At 66.7% G+C, this 17,711-nt stretch carries 16 protein-coding genes; 7 read left to right on the top strand and 9 right to left on the bottom strand.

The window, feature by feature from the left end:
- Positions 1-51 precede the first annotated feature (51 nt).
- Positions 52-1,545: a PLP-dependent aminotransferase family protein gene (locus MHZ91_RS12805; RefSeq protein WP_239213908.1), complete on the top strand. Its 1,494-nt coding sequence runs from the start codon at positions 52-54 to the stop codon at positions 1,543-1,545.
- A 6-nt stretch (positions 1,546-1,551) separates the two neighbouring features.
- On the opposite strand, the gene MHZ91_RS12800 is transcribed toward MHZ91_RS12805, so the two are convergent.
- Both MHZ91_RS12800 and MHZ91_RS12795 read right to left on the bottom strand, forming a co-directional pair.
- On the bottom strand, positions 1,552-1,848 hold the full coding sequence (locus MHZ91_RS12800) for a hypothetical protein (RefSeq protein WP_175124093.1): 297 nt from the start codon (positions 1,846-1,848) through the stop codon (positions 1,552-1,554).
- A complete protein-coding gene (locus tag MHZ91_RS12795; RefSeq protein ID WP_056569853.1) occupies positions 1,848-2,480 on the bottom strand; it encodes a LysE family translocator in 633 nt (210 codons plus the stop codon). Before MHZ91_RS12795 ends, MHZ91_RS12800 begins: the two co-directional genes overlap by 1 nt.
- Before the next feature lie 153 nt (positions 2,481-2,633).
- Here MHZ91_RS12795 and MHZ91_RS12790 point away from each other — a divergent pair, with 153 nt between their 5' ends.
- A complete protein-coding gene (locus tag MHZ91_RS12790; protein WP_239213906.1) occupies positions 2,634-3,455 on the top strand; it encodes a DUF72 domain-containing protein in 822 nt (273 codons plus the stop codon).
- Positions 3,456-3,512: 57 nt separating this feature from the next.
- On the opposite strand, the gene gorA is transcribed toward MHZ91_RS12790, so the two are convergent.
- Positions 3,513-4,871 (bottom strand): glutathione-disulfide reductase, encoded by a 1,359-nt coding sequence (gene gorA, locus MHZ91_RS12785; RefSeq protein WP_239213904.1) that lies wholly within the window; start codon positions 4,869-4,871, stop codon positions 3,513-3,515.
- A 126-nt stretch (positions 4,872-4,997) separates the two neighbouring features.
- Here gorA and MHZ91_RS12780 point away from each other — a divergent pair, with 126 nt between their 5' ends.
- On the top strand, positions 4,998-5,621 hold the full coding sequence (locus MHZ91_RS12780) for a LysE family translocator (protein ID WP_175124089.1): 624 nt from the start codon (positions 4,998-5,000) through the stop codon (positions 5,619-5,621).
- Positions 5,622-5,694: 73 nt separating this feature from the next.
- Here the strand turns inward: MHZ91_RS12780 and MHZ91_RS12775 are convergent, their stop codons facing one another.
- Together MHZ91_RS12775 and nirK are read right to left on the bottom strand one after the other, a co-directional pair.
- Positions 5,695-6,021, bottom strand: coding sequence for a c-type cytochrome (locus tag MHZ91_RS12775; protein WP_218343409.1), 327 nt, complete (start codon positions 6,019-6,021; stop codon positions 5,695-5,697).
- Between the two features lie 71 nt (positions 6,022-6,092).
- Complete coding sequence (nirK, locus tag MHZ91_RS12770) at positions 6,093-7,175, bottom strand: copper-containing nitrite reductase (protein WP_175124087.1); 1,083 nt, start codon at positions 7,173-7,175, stop codon at positions 6,093-6,095.
- A gap of 191 nt (positions 7,176-7,366) precedes the next feature.
- On the opposite strand from nirK, the gene MHZ91_RS12765 reads away from it, so the two are divergent.
- On the top strand, positions 7,367-8,116 hold the full coding sequence (locus MHZ91_RS12765; RefSeq protein ID WP_175138490.1) for a Crp/Fnr family transcriptional regulator: 750 nt from the start codon (positions 7,367-7,369) through the stop codon (positions 8,114-8,116).
- Here the strand turns inward: MHZ91_RS12765 and MHZ91_RS12760 are convergent.
- The gene (locus MHZ91_RS12760; RefSeq protein ID WP_239213902.1) at positions 8,113-8,952 is read right to left on the bottom strand and encodes an SUMF1/EgtB/PvdO family nonheme iron enzyme; all 840 of its coding nucleotides are present in this window, start codon (positions 8,950-8,952) and stop codon (positions 8,113-8,115) included. The two genes, MHZ91_RS12765 and MHZ91_RS12760, sit on opposite strands and share 4 nt — an antisense overlap.
- 111 nt (positions 8,953-9,063) lie before the next feature.
- Positions 9,064-11,349: a nitric-oxide reductase large subunit gene (locus tag MHZ91_RS12755; RefSeq protein ID WP_191577076.1), complete on the bottom strand. Its 2,286-nt coding sequence runs from the start codon at positions 11,347-11,349 to the stop codon at positions 9,064-9,066.
- Between the two features lie 255 nt (positions 11,350-11,604).
- Between MHZ91_RS12755 and MHZ91_RS12750 the strand changes: the two genes are divergently transcribed.
- Positions 11,605-12,312: an aspartate/glutamate racemase family protein gene (locus tag MHZ91_RS12750; protein WP_239213899.1), complete on the top strand. Its 708-nt coding sequence runs from the start codon at positions 11,605-11,607 to the stop codon at positions 12,310-12,312.
- A 34-nt stretch (positions 12,313-12,346) separates the two neighbouring features.
- Here MHZ91_RS12750 and MHZ91_RS12745 read toward each other — a convergent pair whose 3' ends face one another.
- A complete protein-coding gene (locus tag MHZ91_RS12745; RefSeq protein WP_175124084.1) occupies positions 12,347-13,057 on the bottom strand; it encodes a Crp/Fnr family transcriptional regulator in 711 nt (236 codons plus the stop codon).
- A gap of 160 nt (positions 13,058-13,217) precedes the next feature.
- Here MHZ91_RS12745 and MHZ91_RS12740 point away from each other — a divergent pair, with 160 nt between their 5' ends.
- On the top strand, positions 13,218-14,873 hold the full coding sequence (locus MHZ91_RS12740) for an acyl-CoA synthetase (protein ID WP_175138493.1): 1,656 nt from the start codon (positions 13,218-13,220) through the stop codon (positions 14,871-14,873).
- A gap of 34 nt (positions 14,874-14,907) precedes the next feature.
- Positions 14,908-16,677 (top strand): acyl-CoA dehydrogenase, encoded by a 1,770-nt coding sequence (locus tag MHZ91_RS12735; RefSeq protein WP_239213896.1) that lies wholly within the window; start codon positions 14,908-14,910, stop codon positions 16,675-16,677.
- Between the two features lie 33 nt (positions 16,678-16,710).
- Here the strand turns inward: MHZ91_RS12735 and MHZ91_RS12730 are convergent, their stop codons facing one another.
- Positions 16,711-17,607 (bottom strand): LysR substrate-binding domain-containing protein, encoded by an 897-nt coding sequence (locus tag MHZ91_RS12730; protein ID WP_175138495.1) that lies wholly within the window; start codon positions 17,605-17,607, stop codon positions 16,711-16,713.
- Between the last annotated feature and the right edge of the window lie 104 nt (positions 17,608-17,711).

Below are 17,711 nucleotides of genomic sequence, written 5' to 3'. Positions count from 1 at the left end.
CGGAACCGTGGCATCATAAAAAGCGCCACGAACCCGGAATTTAATAGGGCCATGATAGACACTCCCTTGCGCGATGCCACCGCTGCCCCGCTGCTGTCCAGTCCGCTTGCGCGTGGTCCGGGTTCGCTGCCACGCCAACGCCAGCTTATCCAGCGCCTCAAACAGGCCATTCTTGCCGGCCAGCTTCCCGCGGGCGGCAAGCTGCCGTCGTCCCGCGCGCTGTCCGAAGAATTGGATATCTCGCGCAATACGGTGCTGATCGCCTACGAGCAATTGACGGCCGAGGGCTACGTGATTGCCGACCGCCAGGGCACCCGCGTGGCGCCGCTGTCGGCCGCCGCCCGCAGCGCCGCGCGCGAGGCGGCCCCTCTCCCCGCGGAGCCGCCAGCCACCGCGCAGCGCCTCTCCCGCATCGTCTCCACGCGCTATACCCACGACGGTACGCTGCCGATGACGCCCGGCACGCCCGCGCTGACGCAATTCCCCGTGAACGCGTGGCGCCGCGCGCAGGACCGCGCCCTGCAGGCGGCGCCGGCCACCGCGCTGGGCTACGGTCATCCGGCCGGCGAACCTGCACTGCGCGAAGCCATCGCCCAATACCTGCGCGTGTCGCGCGGCGTGCATTGCGACGCCTCGCGCATCGTCATCACCGAAGGCGCACAGGGCGGGCTGGCGCTGTGCGTGCAACTGCTGACCAACCCTGGCGATACCGCCTGGCTGGAAGACCCCGGCTACCGCGGCGCCAAGTCCGCCTTCCATGCCGGCGACCTGAATGTGGTGGCCATGCGCGTCGACGCCGACGGCATTGTCATCCCGGAAAGCGCCTGGACCCGCCAGCCGCCTCGTTTGATCCAGACGACGCCGTCGCACCAGTACCCGACCGGTGCGGTGCTGTCGCTGACCCGCCGGCTCGATCTGCTGGAACGCGCGCGACGCGCCGGCGCGTGGATCATCGAAGACGACTACGACAGCGAATTCCGCCACCAGGGCGAACCGATCGCCGCGATGCAGGGGCTGCTGCCGGACGCGCCGGTGCTGTACGTGGGCACGTTCAGCAAGACGATGTTCCCGGCCCTGCGCCTGGGCTTTCTGGTGCTGCCCGAGGCCATCGCCCGCGAGGCCATGCCGTCCATCATCGAGATGCAGCGCGGCGGCCACCGGCTGGAACAGCTCGCCATGGCCGCGTTCATTGAAAACGGCCAGTTCTCGCGACATCTGGGCCGCATGCGGCGCCTGTACCGCGAACGGCAGGCGGCGCTGCGCGAGGCGCTGGCCGTGCATCTGGGCATCGAGCACGAGGTCTTGGGCGGGCACTGCGGCCTGCACCTGACCGTGCGGCTGCCGCCGGCCTATCCCGACACGGCGATCGTGGCCGAGGCGCGCAAGCTGGGCATGAATCCCGGCGCGCTGTCATCGTTTGCGCTGACGCCGCGCATTGAAGACAACGGCCTGGTGATCGGCTACGGCAACACGGGTGCGGAGCGGTTTCCGGCGCTGGTGCGCCGGCTGCGGGACGTGGCGCTGGCGGTGGCGAAAGCGGCTTAGGACGCGCTAGTCGACCAGCCCGCCCAGCACCAGCAGCGTCATGAACGCCCAGAACAGAAAACCCAGGATGGATCGCCGCAGCAGCGCCTTGATCGCGCCCCACAGGAACATCAGGCCCAGCGCCAGCAACACCAGATTGAAGATCGACGGGCTCATGCCCATCGCGCCGGCCAGCCCGCCATAGAAATCGGCCAGCGCGCCGCCCAGCCCGCCGAGCAGCCATTTGATCCCTGCAACGATGGCGCGCAGGCCCTCGCCAAGCATGCCGCCCAGCGTCGCGAAAAATCCGTCGTCGGCCGGCATCAGCGGCGCGTATCCACAAGCATGCGCACGGCCAGGCCGGCCAGCACGGTGCCCATCAGCCAGCGCTGCACCACCATCCACAGCGGACGGCCCGCCAGGAACCCGGCAATGGAGCCGGCCATGATGGCGATCAGGGCGTTCACCGACAAGCTGATCACGACCTGCGTCATGCCCAGCGCCAGCGACTGGGTGAAGACGCTGCCGTGGTCGGGCTGGATGAATTGCGGCAGCAGCGACACGTACATGACGGCGATCTTGGGATTGAGCAGATTGGTGAGCAGACCCATCGTGAACAATTGCCGCGGGCTGCTCTTGGGCAGGTCATGCACCTGGAACGGCGAGCGGCCGCCCGGACGGATCGCCTGCCACGCCATGTAGAGCAGGTAGAGCGCCCCGCCGATGCGCAGCGCGTCGTAGGCATAGGGCACAGCCATCAGCAAGGCAGTGATGCCGAACGCCGCACAGGCCACGTAGAAGATGAATCCCACCGCCACCCCGCCCAGCGAAATCAGGCCGGCCTGCGGCCCTTGCGAGATGGAGCGCGACACCAGGTAGATCATGTTGGGCCCGGGCGTGAGCACCATGCCCAGCGCTACCAGGGCGAAAGTCAGCAGATGTGTCAGGTCAGGCATGGAGTGCCGGCGCGCGCCGGTCAGAAGTCGGGTCGTGACTGCACACCTTAGCCGAAAACTGTATCGGAACAGCGGAATTTTCGGGCGGGGTTGGCGGCTCGTCGCGCCGGCGATACAGTGGACCGCTCGACCCCTTCCTGTGGAGCGCAGCCCATGCCGAAACGTCATCCGTCCCCGGCAGACAGCCCCGCCGCGATCCGAGTCGGCATCGGCGGCTGGACCTTCGAACCGTGGCGCGGCGTCTTCTATCCCGACGACCTGCCCCATGCGCGCGAGCTGGAATACGCCAGCCGGCAGGTCACGGCCATCGAGATCAACGGCACCTACTACGGCACCCAGAAGCCCGCCACCTTCGCCAAGTGGCGCGATGAAACGCCCGACGACTTCGTCTTTTCGCTGAAGGCATCGCGGTATTCGACCAACCGGCGAGAACTGGCGGGCGCCAAGGACTCGATTGCCAAGTTCGTGAACAGCGGCATCGCCGAACTGGGACCGAAGCTGGGGCCCATCGTGTGGCAGTTCGCGCCGACCAAACAGTTCGACCCGCAGGATTTTGGCGCCTTCCTGGAATTGCTGCCGGACAAGGTGGACGGATTGCCGTTGCGGCACGCGCTGGACGTGCGCCATCCCAGCTTTGCCTGCGAGGAATACGTGGCCCTTGCGCGCCGCCATCGCGTGGCGACCGTGTACACCGATAGCGACGAGTTTCCCGCCATCGCAGACCGGACGGCGGACTTTGTCTACGCGCGGCTGATGCGCGCCAGCACGGCCTACAAGGCCGGTTACGCGCCCAAGGCGCTGGACGCCTGGGCGGAGCGATTCCGGATCTGGTCACGCGGCGCGGACCCGGACGACCTGCCGCTTATCGGCAAAGCGGCCTCCGGGAAAAAATCGCAGGACGTCTTCGCGTACTTCATCAATGGCGCAAAAGAACGCGCGCCGGCAGCGGCGCGCGCGATGCTTCAACGCCTGTAGCGCCGGCGCACGCCGCTCGTGCCATCTGGCGCTTGCGGCCTCGCCGGTTCACAGGCGCTATTCCGCGACGGGCGTGCGCATCGTCACGAACTCTTCGGCTGCCGTGGGATGGATGCCGATGGTGTCGTCGAACACCGCCTTGGTCGCCCCCGCCTTCAGCGCCACAGCCAGTCCCTGCACGATCTCGCCTGCCTCCGGACCCACCATGTGCACGCCCAGCACGCGATCGGTCTGCGCGTCGACGATCACCTTCATCAGCGTGCGTTCCTGCGATTCGGTCAGCGTCAGCTTCATGGGGCGGAAGCGGCTTTCGAACAGCCGGACCTCGTAGCCGGCTTCGCGCGCCTCTTCGGTGGTCAGGCCCACCGTGCCGATGTTGGGCAGGCTGAACACCGCAGTGGGGATCAGCTTGTAGTCGACCTTGCGGTATTCGTGCGGGCGGAACAGGCGCCGCGCCACCGCCATGCCTTCGGCCAGCGCCACGGGCGTCAGCGGCACGCGGCCGATCACGTCGCCGATGGCCAGGATGGACGGCTCCGCGGTGCCGTACTCGTCATCGACCTCGATGAAGCCATCTTCGCGCAGCTTCACGCCGGTGTTTTCCAGCCCCAGGTTGTCCAGCATGGGACGGCGGCCCGTGGCGTAGAACACGCAATCGGTCTCGATGACGGAACCATCCTTGCAGGTGGCGGCCAGCGATCCGTCGGCGCGCTTGTCGATGCGCGCGACCTCGGTGTTCATGCGCAGGTCGATGCCCTTCTTGACCAGTTCGTCGCGCAGGTGCTCGCGCACGCCCAGGTCAAATCCGCGCAGGAAGAGCGGGCCGCGATACGACTGGACGGTCTGTGCGCCCATGCCGTTGAAGATAGACGCGAACTCCACGGCGATGTAGCCGCCGCCCACGACCAGCACGCGGCGCGGCAGGTCCTTCAGGAAGAAGGCCTCGTTGGAGGTGATGGCGAGTTCCTTGCCGGGAATGTCGGGCACCTGCGGCCAGCCGCCCGTGGCCACCAGAATGTGTTCGGCGCTATAGGTCTTGCCGTTGATTTCGACCTTGTGCGGATCGACGATGCGCGCGTGGCCTTCAAGCAGCGTCACGCCGCTGTTGACCAGCAGGTTGCGGTAGATGCCGTTCAGGCGCTCGATCTCGCGGTTCTTGTTGGCGATCAACGTGGCCCAGTCGAATTTGGGCGCGTCCGCGCTCCAGCCAAAACCGTGCGCCTGCTCGAAGTCTTCGCTGTAGTGCGCGCCATACACCAGCAGTTTCTTGGGCACGCAGCCCACGTTCACACACGTGCCTCCCAGGTAGCGGCTTTCCGCCACCGCCACGCGCGCACCGAAACTGGCGGAAAAGCGGGCCGCGCGTACGCCGCCCGAGCCCGCGCCGATCACAAACAGGTCAAAGTCAAATGCCATGGGGTTTCCTTCGCGCGGCCAGGGGGCCGGCGTTCACTGTCCGGGAAAGCTGTATTTAACACCACGGTTGGAATACATTGGCCGCAGCCGGCCCCGCGCGCTGGCCCTTCCTACGGAGTTCCTTCCATGTCGCTCGAAACCTGGCTGGCCTTCCTGGGCGCTTCCGCCCTGCTCGTCATGCTGCCCGGCCCTACCATTCTTACCGTCATCAGCTATTCGCTTACGCACGGCAAGCGCGCCCGCCTGCCGCTGGTGCTGGCCGTGGCGCTCGGCGATTCCACCGCCTTGGTGCTGTCGCTGCTGGGCCTGGGCGCGCTGCTTGCCGCATCCGCGTTCTGGTTCACCGTGGTCAAGACCATTGGCGGCCTGTACCTGCTGTATCTCGGCTACCGGCTGCTGCGCGCCGGGGTGTCTCCCGCCACGCTGCCCGTTGCGACGGCGGCGGGTTCGCGTTGGAAGCTGTTTGCCAACACTTACCTGGTGACCGCGCTGAATCCGAAGGGCATGATCTTCTTCGTGGCCTTCCTGCCGCAGTTCATCGATCCGGCACGAGACGTGACGCAGCAGCTGTGGGTGTTGTCGGCGACGTTTGTCGCCTGCGCCGGCATCAATGCCGCGGCCTATGCGATCTTTGCCGGCTCGGCCCGGCGCATGCTGGCGTCGCCGCGCGCGCAGCGCGGCTTCAACCTGGGTGGCGGCGCGCTGCTGTCGGCCGCCGGCGTGTGGGCCTTGCTGGCCCGCCGCGCGTAGCGTGGCGAAAAGCACGGCGAAACGCGCGGCCGGCATCCCGCGCGTTTCAATCCGCGCCGCGCCAGGTTACGCGTTACTTTGCCGCAGCCATCATGTATTCCACCGCGGCACGTAGCGTGGCGTCGTCAGCGGCCGAACCGCCGCGCGGCGGCATGGCGCCCTTGCCTTTCAGCACGGTAAGCATCAGCGCGTCCGTGCCCTGCGCCAGGAAAGGCGTCCAGGCCTGCTTGTCGCCCAGCTTGGGGGCATTGGCCACGCCGCTGGCATGGCAGACGACACAGGCGGACTTGTAGAGTTTTTCGCCGGCGGGATTGACGGCGGTAACGGTGTCAGCCGCGGCATGCTGGACGGGCAGGCCCGTCAGCGCAAGGGCAAAAAAGAGTCGAGCAAATTTGGGCATGGCGGAGAGTCCAGGCTTTAGAAGGGGAACAACCCGGCAAGACGCGCCGCGCGCGCCTTGCCGGCCGGCCATTACTGCGGGATGGGACCCGGCGCCTTGATCTGCTTCATCAGGTCGTCGTTCCACTTGCCCTCGACCTTGATGTGCCCGGCCGCGCCCAGTTCAAAGGCTTCGATCAGGTTGTGGTTCAGGTAGGCGTACACGCCGGGCTGCTTGAACGTGTACAGCGCCGCCCCGGCGGAACCGCCGCGAATGAACCAGGTTTCCAGGTCCTTTTCGGGCGGGTTGTTGAATTTGCCGGTTTCCCAGACCCAGTCGCCGTGGCCGCCGATCAGGTGCGGGCGCGTGTCGCGGTTGGCTTGCGAATGGATCAGCAGCACGGTTTCGCCGACCTTGGCGGTGAGGGCGTTGTCGCCCGTCAGTGCGCCGACCTTGCCGTTGAAGACGATGTGCGACGGGGTCAGCTTGCGCATGACTTCCACCGTGTCGCCGTAGCTTTCGGCGAGGGTCGCGTAGTCTTTGTACTTGCCGTTGGCGTCCTTGGGGATGTAGAGGTCGAACTCGCCGATCGTGTAGACGCGGTCGTACTTCAGCGACTTGCCCTGCGGATCCTTCAGGCCATCGCGCGGCAGCACCATGATCGTGCCGCTCATGCCGGCCACGACGTGCCACGGCACCATGCCTTCAGGGGCACAGTGATAGACGAAGGTGCCGGCGCGGTCGGCCTTGAAGCGCAGCGTGGCCTGTTCGCCGGGGTTCACGTTGGTGAGCTTGGCGCCGCCCAGCGCGCCCGTCGCGGCGTGGAAGTCGACGTTGTGCGGCATGGCGTTGGTCTTGGGATTGACCAGGGTCAGCTCCACGTAGTCGCCCTCGTGCACGACCATCGTGGGGCCGGGCATGGATCCATTGAAAGTCATGGCCTGCAGCGTGGTGCCCTTACCGTCGATGACCATTTTCTTTTCTTCGATGGTCATGGTGAATTCGACAACCTTGGGTCCCGACTTGGCCACCTGCTCATGCGGATGGACCATCGGCGGGGCAACCAGCGTGACCTTGGCGCGCGGCAGCGTGTCCGCATTCTGGGCGGAAGCCAGACCGCCTGCCATCGAGAACATCAGGGCGGCGGCAAGCAAGGTGGGGCGCAACGCGTTCATGTGCTACTCCTCTTTCGGTTTCTTCAAAGCCGAGTCTGTCGGCACCTCCATTGAAGAACCGCGAGCGATCGCGTTCTTTGCTGTAGCGCAAATTCGGGATAACCCTGCGAGCGCCCACACGTTGTCAGGGTGACCCCCAGGTGTCACCATCGACGCGTGGAAAATTTCACCACGCCCATAAGCGGACCGCCATGCCATCGCCCTTATGCCATGCCTTGCTGCGCAACCTGGACCTGTTCAGGCCGTTGTCCGATACGCAGCTTGATGCCGCACTGAAAGACGCCGTTCCATGCCGTCTTGAAGCCGGCGAAGCCGCCTACCGCCAAGGTGCGGAAGGCGCCCATTTCTTCGTGCTGCTGCACGGCTGCCTCAAGGTCACACAAATTACATCGGAAGGCGACCAAGTTGTCGTGAGATATGTCAATCCGGGTGATATGTTTGGCCTGGCTTGCGCCATGCGGCAGTCCTGTTACCCGGCCAGCGTGCTGGCCGTGCAGGAAAGCGTCTGCCTGGCGTGGCCCGCAGAAGCCTGGGAAAGCTTCATGGCCAGCCACCCGCAATTGGGTGCGATCGCGCTGCAGACCATGGGGCAACGCCTGCAGGACGCGCACATCCGCATCCAGGAATTGTCCACCGACGAAGTCGAGCAACGCGTCGCGCGCGCCATCCTGCGGCTGGTCCAGCAATCCGGCCAGCCCACGCACGACGGCATCGGGATCAGCTTTCCCATCACGCGCCAGGACGTGGCCGAGATGACCGGCACCACGCTGCATACGGTCAGCCGCCTGCTCAGCGACTGGAAGCAGCGCGGCATCGTCAGCAGCGGCCGCAAGCGCATCGTGCTGCGGTCGCCCGCGGCGCTGACCCGCCTGTCCGAAAACGCGCAGCCCGCCATGGACTGCGCGTCGTGCCTGTCTTGCCGCAGCGGCTCGCCGGCCTAGCCCTCTTCGAGCACCAGCCGCACCCCCAGGTTCGCGGGCGGCACGCCGACTGAACAGGCGCCGCTCTTGGGGTCGCGGATGAAATCCGGCAGATACGCGATGTGCCGCCCCGCCGCGACGCGGATGCCGCAGTTGCGGCTCAGGTCGGCGTCTTCCGGCGACTCCGCCCCCGTTCCCGCGTCCAGCACGCGGCGTGAGTGACAGTCCGAAGTCCAATCCCACACGCTGCCCGCCATGTCCTTGACGCCCGCCGCGTTGGCGCCGTACTGGCCGAACGGCCGCACCGCGGTTTCGGCGCCCTGCCCGCTGCGGCGGCTTTCCTGTTCGTATTCCGCCAGCCAGCGCTGTGCGGGGTCGTTGGGATCCTGGTTGGTGTCCTGCAAGGCCGCGGGCGGTGTTTCTTCGCGATACGCCTCGCCCGCCGCATAGATCCATTCCGCGTAGCGCGGCAAGCGATAGCGCTGACCCGTCGACCCGGACAACCACGCCGCGTAGGCCGAGGCGTCCGACCAGCTGATGCCGGTGGCGGGCAGATCCGGAGAATTGTCCTTGCGGTGTTCCGCGTCCAGCGGTTTGCAGGCGCCGGCGGCCACGCACGCCGCGTATTCCGCCTGGCTGACCTGACGCGTCATGATGGCGACACCGCGTGAATGCCGCGTGGTGACCGGCGCGGGCGTGACGGGATAACCGTTACGCAGGGCATCACCGGGCGGCTGGTGGGTGACTTCGCCGGGCGGCAGCCGCGTCAGTTCCGGCAATGCAAAGCGGGCCCGGTCTGCGGGCCCGCAAGCGGTCAACAACAATGAAAGGGCGGCGGCGATCGGCAGGAAGCGCATGCGGAGTTTCTCCGAAGCGCCCGCGCCGAACCGGCGCAGGCTTGGCTTCCATTGGACCGGGAGGCCGCCTTCGCAACGTTGCGCTGGCGCAAAGTCGCGAAGGCGCCGGGATCAGCCGCGCGCGGCCTTGGGCGTGAGCCGCGGTTCGACCAGCGCAGGCTTGCTGCTGAGCAGGCCCAGGATCACCTGCATCACCATCGCCAGCGCGCCCAGCAGGAACACCACGTCGCCGAACGTGCGGCCCCAGCGCAGGGTCTTGAGCAGGTCCTGCTGCATGAAGGCTTCGCTGCGGGCGTACCACATGCCTTCGCTGACGCTGGCATGGAACTGGATCAGGCCCACCGGCAACAAGCTGGTGAAGATCATCAGCACGAGGCCGATGTTCATGCCCCAGAACGCCAGCTTCATGAGGCCCGGGTTCAACGCATACTGCGGACGGATGTAGCGCAGCACCAGCAGCGTGAAGCCCAGCGCCAGGAAGCCGTACACCCCGAACAGCGCGGCGTGCGCGTGCACCGGCGTGGTGTTCAGGCCCTGGATGTAATACAGCGAGATCGGCGGGTTGATCATGAAGCCGAAGACGCCGGCGCCCAGCATGTTCCAGAACGCCACGGCCACAAAGCACATCAGCGGCCACTTCAGGTTGTCCATCCACGCGGCGCGGGTCTTCAGGCGCCAGTTTTCCCAGGCTTCGTATCCCAGCACGATCAGCGGCACGACTTCCAGCGCCGAGAAGCTTGCGCCGACGGCCATCACGGGCGTGGTCGTGCCCGCGAAATACAGGTGGTGGAACGTGCCGGGAATGCCGCCCAGCATGAAGAGCGAGGCCGAGGCCAGGCTGGCGGTGGTGGCCATGCGGCGCGACACCAGACCCAGGGTGGAGAAGATGAAGGCCAGCGCCGTGGTGGCGAACACTTCAAAGAAGCCTTCGACCCACAGGTGGACGATCCACCAGCGCCAGTACTCCATGATGGTCAGGTGGGTGCGTTCGCCGTAGAAGAAGCCGGCGCCGTAGAAGAGACCAATGGCGCCGACGGAGGCCGTCAGCAGCGCCAGCAGGTTCTTGTCGCCGCCCGGCGTGCGCAGCGCGGGCACGATGCCGCGCAGCATCAGCACCAGCCAGAAGCAGATGCCGGCAAACTTGCCGATCTGCCACAGACGGCCCAGGTCGACGTATTCATAGCCTTGGTGACCCAGCCAGAAATTCAGCTCGGGCGGCATGATCTGCGCAATGGCCAGGTAGTTGCCGGCGAACGAGCCGACCACGACCAGCACCAGCGCCCAGAACAGGATGTCGACGCCGACCTTCTGGAACTTGGGATCGCGTCCGCCGTTGATCAGCGGGGCCAGGAACAGGCCGGCGGCCAGGAAGCCCGTTGCGATCCAGAACAGGGCGCTCTGGATGTGCCAGGTGCGCACCAGCGAATACGGGAACCACTGCGAGACGTCGATGCCATAGAACTTCTGCCCTTCAACGGTGTAGTGCGCGGTGAAACCGCCCAGCAGCACCTGGAAGCCGAACAGCGCCACGACCAGGAACAGATACTTGCCCAGGGCGCGCTGCGAGGGCGTCAGGGCAAAGGCGGTGAGCGGATCGCGCGCGGGCGCTTGCGGCTCTTCTTCTTCCTGGCCACGCATGAAGGCCCAGGCCCAGACCAGGAAGCCGATGCCCGCCAGCAGCACAACCACGCTGATGATGGACCACATGACGTTTTCAGCGCTGGGCTGGTTGCCGATCAGCGGTTCATGCGGCCAGTTGTTGGTGTAGGTGACCGGCATGCCTTCGCGTTCGGTGGCGGCCGCCCAGGCCGTCCAGAAGAAGAAATGCGTCAGCTGCGTGCGGCGCTTGGCGTCGGGCAGCGTGTTTTCCTTCATGGCGAAGCTCTCGCGGCTGCCTTGCAGGGCGGGCGCGTCGGAGAACAGCTGGTCGTAGTAGGCCGCCGTCTGTTCGATGGCCTTCGCGCGGCGCGGCGTGATGGTCAGCGTGTCGGTGGCTGCGTCGCTGCGATTGGCGCGGTACTCGGCCTTGAGCGCTTCGCGCAGCGCGGCCTGCTGCGGCGCGGGAAGTTGGGCGTAGGCCTGGCCGTGCTCGTCGCGCGCGGCCAGGTCCAGCCAGGCGGTCAGTTCGCGATGCAGCCAGTCGGCCGTCCAGTCAGGCGCCTGGTACGCGCCGTGGCCCCAGATCGAGCCAAGCTGCATGCCGCCGACGGATTGCCAGGCGGTCTGCCCGTCCAGAATGTCTTCGCGGCCGAACAGCGCGCGGCCATCGGACGTCACCACCTGCCCGGGAATGGGCGGCGCCTGGCGGTAGACCTCGCCGCCGTAGAAGCCTAGCAGCGCAAATGTGATCGCCACCACGGCGATCAACGTGAACCATAATTTCCGATACGGACCCATGATGGGAACGCCCTCCTGTGTTGCGGTTGGTTGGGTACGTGTCCTCATGCGAAATCCGTGCCAGAAAAAAACCACGCCGAATCAACAGCTTGGATTCGGCGTGGTGTTTTTTACTGTTGGCCGGACGGGTATTAATCACCGCCACAGGGTGAATTTAACCCTGCAATACCCTAACGGCCGCCACCCCTACAATCGATCACGCCCGACCTGTTCCCTGCCGTCCGGCTACCGGGCCCTGAAGAAGGAATCGACTGGATGAACGCCACGCCGCTGCACATCGGCATCGTCGCCTGCTCCGCCGAGGGCGCCGCGCTCTGCTACCGCACCTTGTGCGCCGAAGGCGCGCAGCGCATGGGCCCGCACGCCCATCCCGAGATTTCGCTACACACCCATTCGCTGGCGGATTACGTCGCCTGCCTGGACGCCCGCGACCTAGACGGCGTTGCCGCCCTGATGTTGTCGTCGGCGAACAAGCTGGCCCGCGCCGGCGCGGATTTCCTGATCTGCCCGGACAACACCATCCACCAGGCGATGGACCGCGTCGTGGCGGACTCGCCGCGGCCGTGGCTGCACATCGCGCAGGAGGTCGCCGCTGTGGCGGCGGCGCGCGATTACCGGCGGATCGGCATCTTGGGCACGCACTGGCTGGTGGACAGCGACGTCTACCCCGCGGCCTTGGCGGCACGTGCCCTGGACTACGCGCGGCCGCCGCAGGACGACCGCCTGCTGCTGGGCCGCATCATCATGGACGAGCTGGTCTACGGTGTGATCAAGCCCGCGTCGGTTGCGCAGTTGCAAGGCATCGTCGAACGCCTGAAAGACGACGGCTGCGACGCCGTCGTGCTGGGCTGCACCGAACTGCCGCTGGTGCTGAACGACGGCAATTGCGCCCTGCCCACGCTCGACTCGACCCGCCTGCTGGCGCGCGCCGCGCTGGACCGTGCGCTAGCCTCCCGCCTTTGACGTTGCGCGGGGCGGCACGGCGCCCTGATTCCCGTCAGAGCTGATCCAGCCCGTACTGCCGCAACCGGCCCAGGTCCAGCACCTTGATCTGGTTGTACGCCAGCGCCAGCATCCCTTGGTCGGCCAGCGTCTGCAGCGCCTGGTTGACCCGCTGGCGCGACAGGCCGGTCAGATATCCCAATTCTTCCTGCGATATGGCCAGGGTCAGGTCGGTGGACGGATATAGCTGCGGATTGAACAACTGAGCCAGCGACTGCGCCACGCGCGCATCGGCATCGAGCAAACGGTGGTTCTGGATGGACGCGATGAACTCGCCCATGCGGTCATTCAACTGGCCGATGACAAAGTGCGAAAACGGCAGGCTCGCCGACAACAGCGCATGGAAGGTTGCGGCGGGCACCAGCATCACCAGCGACGGCTGGATGGCGACCACGTCGTACTTGCGCAGCTCGCGCTTGATGACGCTGCCCTCTCCGAACCAGCCGCCCGGCGGCACACCGGAAAACGTGCAACTGCGGCCGGACTCGTTGTAGATCGCCAGCTTGAGCAGCCCGCGGCTCACCCCCAGCCAGTAGTCCGACGGCGCATTACGCCGCGCAATCCACGCCCCGCTGCCGACGAGTTCCGCGCGCGAGGTCGCCAGCACCAGGTCCTGGTGCCGTGCCTCCAGCGCACCGAACCACGGACAGGCCCGGAACAGCGCCGGCAGTTCGTCGGGGGAAACTGTGTTTGAAACATCGGACATGGGAAGAACCGTGTAAAACTTGGGGATTGCGCCGCCGGCCGGGGGTCTGTCATGCAGGCGACAGACGCCATTTTCCGGCCGGCCATAAGCTAGGGCAAGCGACGGGGATCAAACCCCGCAGACCTGGATAAGGGGCCACCCTGCCCCATTGGAGACAAGCATGACCGGCATGTTCGATCACGGCCTCGCGCGCCGCGAAGCCAATCACGAAGCCCTGACCCCGGTGGATTTCATCGCCCGCGCGGCGCAGGTCTATGGCCAGAAGCTGGCCGTCGTCCACGGCAAGATCCGCCGCACCTGGGCGCAAACGTATGAACGCGCCCAGCGCCTGGCCGGCGCGCTGGCGCAGGCGGGCATCCAGCGCGGTGACACGGTTGCCGTCATGCTGCCCAACATCCCCGCCATGGTGGAAGCGCACTTCGGCGTGCCCATGCTGGGCGCCGTGCTGAACACGTTGAACACGCGGCTGGACGCGCCCAGCGTGCTGTTCATGCTGGGCCACGGCGAGGCCCGCGCGCTCATCATCGACACCGAATACGCCGACGTCGCGCAGCGCGCGCGTGCGGAATTCCCGCACCTGAAAATCATCTCGGTGCACGACCTGGAAGGCGCCGCCGCCACGTTACCGGGAGCCGCCGACTACGAGGATTTCCTGGCCGCCGCGCCCGCCACCTTCGACTGGAAGCCGCCCGCGGACGAATGGGACGCCATCGCGCTGAACTACACGTCCGGCACCACGGGCGACCCGAAGGGCGTGGTCTATCACTACCGTGGCGCCTACCTGAACGCGGTCAGCAACATCCTCGAATGGGACATGCCCAAGCATCCCGTCTACCTGTGGACGCTGCCGCTCTTTCATTGCAACGGCTGGTGCTTCGCCTGGACCATCGCGGCGCGTGCGGGCGTGAACGTGTGCCTGCGCAAGTTCGATCCCAAGACGGTGTTCGACCTGATCCGCGACGAAGGCGTCACCCACTACTGCGGCGCGCCCATCGTGCAGAGCGCGCTGGCCAACGCGCCGGCCGAGCTGCGCGCGGGCATCACGCACACAGTGCGCACCATGGTGGCGGGCGCCGCGCCCGCGCCAGCCGTCATCGACAAGATGCGGGAGATCGGCTTTGAGCTGACCCACGTGTATGGCCTGACCGAAGTCTACGGACCGGCCGCCGTCTGCGCGCACCAGGACGCCTGGGACGCGCTGGACCCCGAGCGCCGCGCGCTGCTGACCGCGCGCCAGGGCGTGCGCTATCACCTGCAGGCCGGCGTGTCGGTGCGCAACCCGGAAACGATGGCCGAAGTGCCGCGCGATGAGGAAACCATCGGCGAGGTCATGTTCCGCGGCAACATCTGCATGAAGGGTTACCTGAAGAACGCGCGCGCGACCGAGGACGCCTTTGCCGGGGGCTGGTTCCACACCGGCGACCTGGGCGTGATGACGGCCGACGGCTATGTCCGCATCAAGGACCGCAGCAAGGACATCATCATCTCGGGCGGCGAGAACATCTCCAGCATCGAAGTCGAGGACGCGCTGTACCGGCATCCCGCCGTGGCGGCGGTAGCCGTGGTGGCCATGCCCGATCCCAAATGGGGCGAAACGCCCTGCGCCTTCGTCGAGCTCAAGCCCGGCTGCACCGCCACCGCCGAAGAGATCATCGCGCACTGCAAGCTGCTGTTGTCCGGCTTCAAGGTGCCGCGCGCGGTACGCTTCGGTGACCTGCCCAAGACTTCCACCGGCAAGATCCAGAAATTCGAGCTGCGCGCCGCGGTCGGCGCCACGTCGGCCATCGACGTGGCCGACCCCGGCAAGCCGGCCTGATCCGCTTAACCATAAAACCAGGAGCGCCTACGCCATGACGTACCAAGCCCCCGTGAAAGACATGCTGTTCGTGTTGAACCATCTGGCCGGTCTGCAGCAGGTGGCCGCCCTGCCCGGTTTCGAGGAGGCCACGCCCGACACCGCGCAAGCCGTGCTGGAAGAATCCGCCCACTTCGCCGCCGAAGTCCTGGCGCCGTTGAACCACCCGGCGGACAAGGCGCCCAGCACCTGGCAGGACGGCGCGGTGACCACCGCCCCCGGCTTCAAGCAGGCCTTCCGCCAATATGCAGACGCCGGTTGGCAGGGCCTGTCCCACCCTGCCGAATACGGCGGCCAGGGGCTGCCCGGGCTGATCGGCTCGCCGTGCTCTGAAATGCTGAACGCCGCGAACCTGTCGTTCGCGCTGTGCCCGCTGCTGACCAACGGCGCCATCGAAGCCCTGATGACGGCTGGCTCGCCCGAGCTGCGCGATCGCTTCATCGGCCCCATGATCTCCGGCCGATGGACCGGCACCATGAACCTGACCGAGCCGCAGGCCGGCTCGGACCTTGCCATGGTCCGCACGCGCGCCCAGCCGGTGGGCGACGGCACCTACCGCCTGTCCGGCACCAAGATCTTCATCACCTATGGCGAGCACGACCTTGCCGAGAACATCCTGCATCTGGTGCTGGCCCGCCTGCCTGATGCGCCCGAGGGCGTGAAGGGCATTTCGCTCTTTTTGGTGCCCAAGTTCCTGGTCAATGAAGACGGCTCGCTGGGCGCGCGCAACGATGTGACCTGCGTGTCCATCGAGCACAAGCTGGGCATCAAGGCCAGCCCCACCTGCACGCTGCAGTTCGGCGACGCCGGCGGCGCGCTGGGTTACCTGGTCGGCCAGGAAAACCGTGGCCTGGACGCCATGTTCATCATGATGAACGCCGCCCGCTACGCGGTGGGCGTTCAGGGCATCGCCATCGCCGACCGCGCCTACCAGCACGCGTTGGCCTATGCCGCCGAGCGCGTGCAGAGCCGCCCGGTGGACGGCTCGTCGCGCGACGCCGTGCCCATCATCCAGCACCCGGACGTGCGCCGCATGCTGGGCACGATGCGCGCCCTGACCGAAGCGGGCCGCGCGCTGGCCTACGTGACCGCCGGCCATGCCGACCTGGCCCACGCCAGTCCCGACGCCGACACGCGCAAGCGCCACCTGGCGATCCAGGAATACCTGGTGCCGATCGTCAAGGGCTGGTGCACCGAGATGTCGATCGATGTCGCGAGCCTGGGCGTGCAGGTCCATGGCGGCATGGGCTTCATCGAAGAGACCGGCGCCGCGCAGTTCTACCGCGACGCCCGCATCCTGACCATCTACGAAGGCACGACCGCCATCCAGGCCAACGACCTCGTTGGCCGCAAGACGCTGCGCGACGGCGGCGCCGTGGCGCGCGCGCTGCTGGACGCGGTGCGCCAGACCGAGGCCGACCTTCAGGCCCGCACCGAGCCGGCCGCCGGCCGCATGCTCAAGCCGCTGCGCGAGGCCCGCGAAGCGCTGGCCAGCGCGGTCGGGTTCATTCTTGCCAACGCGGCCGGCAATCCCAATGCGGTCTTTGGCGCCGCGGTGCCTTACCTGCTGCTGGCGGGCACGACGTTCGCCGGCTGGCAGATGGCCCGCGCCCTGCTTGCCAGCCTGGACCTGCAGGCTGAAGACCCGGACTTCCACAACGCCAAGATCGCCACCGCGCAAGCCTTTGCGCTGCACAAGCTGACGCAGGCGCCGGGCCTGGCGGCGGTCGTGCTGGGCACGGCCGAGTACGACGTGCAGCCCTGACGCATTGTCCCGGCCTGCTTGGGCGGGCCGGGCTCAGCGTGTGATCGCCGTCGCGGCCGCCTCGGCGTGGATCCAGGCAAGAAAAGCCTCCACGGAAGGACGCTTGGCGTGCCGCGCCGGGTAGACGGCAAAGTGCGCCTTCACCGCAATGGCCTTGGCCATTCCGAATACCGGCTGCAGGCTGCCCTGCGCCAGATGCATGCCGGCAATGGTGGCGCTTTCCAGCGCCACGCCCAATCCCTGCGCCGCCGCGTCCAGCGACATCTGCGCGCGGTCGAAGCGGATCGTGAAGTGATCCGGCGCACGCCGCTCCGAATAGCGGCCGAACCAGTCGGACCACTGAATGACGCTGACGTTGCTCTGGATCAGCGGCACGTCCAGCAACTGGTCGATGCGCTTGATGCCGTGTTCGCGAATGAACGCCGCGCTGGCCAGCGGCAGTATCCGTTCTTCGAACAGCGGCTCCACCACCACATCATCCCAATGCGGTACGCCGTAGCGGATGTCGATGTCCGACTGCCCCAGCGCGAAATCACTGTGCGAATGCGCGGCCGACAGGTTCAGCGCCACGTGCGGATGCGCCTCGGCAAACCGCCGCAGCCGCGGCATCAGCCACAAGCTGGCGATGCTGGGCGCGGAGTGCACATACAGGCTGTTGCTGACGCCCTGGCGCAGGTCTTCGGTGGCCGATGAGATCGCCGCAAGCGCCCCGCCGATTCGCACCAGATATTGTTCGCCCGCGCTGCTCAGCCGCACGCCGTGCGCGCTGCGCTCGAACAGGCGCACGCCCAGGTCCGATTCCAGCCGCGAAATCTGGTGGCTGACCGCCGAAGCAGTCAGGTGCAATTCGGTAGCGGCGATGGCAAAGCTGCGGCGGCGCGCCACGGCTTCGAACGCCAGCAGGTTGACGATGGGCGGCAGCGCAGGCATGGGGTTGTCCCTGACTTCAGATGACGATTCGTCATCTTAGACTGATGACACATCGTTTGTCTTAATGCTAGACGGCCTCCAGAATGGTCCGCATCGATTCCATA

The sequence above is a fragment of the Achromobacter sp. ACRQX genome, from assembly GCF_022346505.1.
Lineage (GTDB): Bacteria > Pseudomonadota > Gammaproteobacteria > Burkholderiales > Burkholderiaceae_B > Achromobacter > Achromobacter animicus.
Note: the sequence above shows the minus strand (reverse complement) of the source record. Positions and strands in the feature narration are given on the sequence as shown.